This window comes from Mesorhizobium sp. M4A.F.Ca.ET.050.02.1.1, from assembly GCF_003997725.1.
Taxonomy (GTDB): Bacteria; Pseudomonadota; Alphaproteobacteria; order Rhizobiales; family Rhizobiaceae; genus Mesorhizobium.
The window spans coordinates 1-2,112 of the sequence record NZ_RZSG01000935.1 but is presented as its reverse complement, the minus strand read 5'-3'; the positions used below and the strand labels follow the sequence as shown (position 1 = coordinate 2,112).

The window sequence follows — 2,112 nt, the reverse complement described above, 5'->3', positions numbered from 1 at the left end:
CCTTGCGAGCGCGCCGCTCGCCGATATCGGCCACCGTGGCTTCGACTGCGACCGGCTGCTCCCCGGATACTGCAGCCGGCGCCGTGTCTTTGCTGTGCCGGGCCTGGCGCTCGCGTGATTTGCGCTCGCCCCTGTCCTTGCGGTCCTCGTCCTCGCGGCCGGCGCGGCGCGGTGCGCCGCGGCCGCGGCGGGGCGCCTCGTCCTCGCCTTCACTGGCGACCACCGTCGACAGGTCGCCGTCGTGCCATTCGATCCTGGTGCCGATCAGGCGCTCGATGGCGTCTATATATTTGCTGTCCGACTTGGTGGCGATGGTGAAGGATTTGCCCGAGCGGCCAGCGCGGCCGGTGCGGCCGATTCGGTGGACATAATCCTCGGCGTGGATCGGCACGTCATAGTTGAAGACGTGGCTGACATCGGGGATGTCCAGGCCGCGCGCCGCGACGTCCGAGGCGACGAGGTAGCGCAATTTGCCGTCCCGGAAATTGGCCAGCATCTGCATGCGTGCGCGCTGGTCCATGTCGCCATGGAGCGCGCCGGCATCGAAATCATACTTCAGCAGCGAGCGGAACAGCTCGGAGACCTCGACCTTGCGGTTGCAGAAGATGATGGCGTTCTTCAGTTCGGCATCTTCGGCCTTGATCAGGTTGCGCAACGTCTCGCGCTTGTCCCAGGGTTTCGAACCGGACTTCACCAGCCGCTGAGTGATGCTGGTCGCGGTGGAGGCGGCCTTCGAGACCTCGACGCGCACCGGCGCATGCAGGAATTTTTCCGTCAGCTTGGTGATCTCTGGCGGCATCGTCGCCGAGAAGAACAGCGTCTGGCGTGTGAACGGGATCATCTCGCAGATGCGCTCGATGTCGGGGATGAAGCCCATGTCGAGCATACGGTCGGCTTCGTCGATGACGAGGATCTCGACGCCGTTGAGCAGCAGCTTGCCGCGCTCTCGATGGTCTAGCAGGCGGCCGGGCGTCGCGATGAGCACGTCGGCGCCGCGCTCCAGCTTCTTGTCCTGTTCGTCGAAGGAGACGCCGCCGATCAGGAGCGCGATGTTGAGCTTGTGGTTCTTACCGTATTTGACGAAGTTCTCCTCGACCTGCGCGGCAAGCTCGCGCGTGGGCTCAAGGATAAGCGTGCGCGGCATGCGGGCGCGGGCGCGGCCTTTTTCGAGACGGGTCAGCATCGGCAGCACGAACGATGCCGTCTTGCCGGTGCCGGTTTGGGCAATGCCCAGCACATCCTTGCCCAGCAAGGCGTGCGGGATGGCGCCGGCCTGGATCGGCGTCGGCTTGGTGTAGCCGGCATCGGTGACTGCGGAAAGGACCTTCGGCGACAGGCCGAGGTCCGCGAATGTCAACGCTTCTTGAGCGGTCTGGGTGTCTGAGGACAAGTGTTGGCTGTCTTTGGCTGGTTTAGGGAAGCGCAACGGCATCCGTCGCGGCAAGCGCCGCGCGCCTGCAAGATCGGCGTTGGAGTTAGGCGCAAGGCCGCGATTTGTCAACAGAAACGGCCCGAATTGCTGCGATTGTGAAGACGTAACCTTAATCGCGATGCTTAATCGAAGCCTTGTCCTTGCGCCGGCTCAGTAGCGGAACTGTTCGGCGAGGATACGCTCGTTCCACGAATGGTTGGGATCGAACAGCAGCGTGGCTGTCGCCGTCGGCGACTCCCGCACCGTCACAGAGGCCACAGCCTTTACTTCCGTATGGTCGGCGGCAGCGTTCACCGGCCGCTTTTCGGCCTCCAATATGTCGAAGCGCACCGTCGCCTTGTTGGCGAGCAATGCGCCGCGCCAGCGGCGCGGGCGGAACGGACTGACCGGTGTCAGCGCAAGCAGAGGCGCGTCGAGCGGCAGGATCGGTCCGTGCGCGGAGAGGTTATAGGCCGTCGAACCGGCCGGCGTCGCGATCATCACGCCGTCGCAGTTCAGTTCCTCCAGCCGCACCTGCTCGTCCACCGTGATGCGGATCTTGGCTGTCTGGTAGGACTGCCGCCACAGCGCCACCTCGTTGATCGCCAGCGCCGATACCGTTTCGCCCTCGCGCGTCACCGCCAGCATCTCCAGCGGATGTATGGTTTCGGCGACGGCGGCGGCGATACGTTCCTCGAGGC

2 protein-coding genes are annotated in these 2,112 nt (G+C 64.6%); both read right to left on the bottom strand.

The annotated features are described in order from the left end of the window. Positions 1–1,390: DEAD/DEAH box helicase (locus EOA33_RS33345; protein WP_190234454.1), on the bottom strand; the 1,390-nt coding region annotated here is incomplete at its 3' end. 192 nt (positions 1,391–1,582) lie between these two features. Continuing rightward, on the bottom strand, positions 1,583–2,112 hold a 530-nt coding region (locus tag EOA33_RS33340; protein WP_127407555.1), incomplete at its 5' end, for an NAD kinase.